This is a genomic window from Vogesella mureinivorans, assembly GCF_007644035.1.
Classification (GTDB): Bacteria; Pseudomonadota; Gammaproteobacteria; order Burkholderiales; family Chromobacteriaceae; genus Vogesella; species Vogesella mureinivorans.
This window is the reverse complement of record NZ_VMTV02000232.1, coordinates 1-295: the sequence shown is the minus strand read 5'-3', so window position 1 is coordinate 295 and position 295 is coordinate 1. Positions and strand designations below refer to the sequence as shown.

Here is a 295-nt window from a genome sequence, read left to right as displayed (position 1 = left end):
CCGAGCCGCTGATCGCCGGCGAACTGCTGGCCAGCCTGCGCTGGGCCGCCAGCTACTACCAAAGGCCGCTGGGCGAGGTACTGGCGGCGGCGCTGCCGGTGGATCTGCGCCAGGGCAAGCCCCTGCCCGATACCGCGCCGCTGGCCTGGCGATTGACCGCGATTGGCGCGGCCAACCTGCGCCAGCTGCGCGCCGGCGGGCGCCCGCGCCAGCTCGCCGACTGGCTGGCCGAGGCCGGCGCGCTCGATGCCGCCGCCCTCAACCAGCGCCTGCCCGACTGGCGCCCGGCCCTGCG

Annotated in this window: 1 protein-coding gene; it reads left to right on the top strand. The window is 77.3% G+C overall.

What is annotated here, in order from left to right:
- A partial coding sequence (locus FLQ44_RS23570; RefSeq protein WP_500692537.1) for a primosomal protein N' family DNA-binding protein occupies positions 1-295 on the top strand: 295 nt, incomplete at both ends.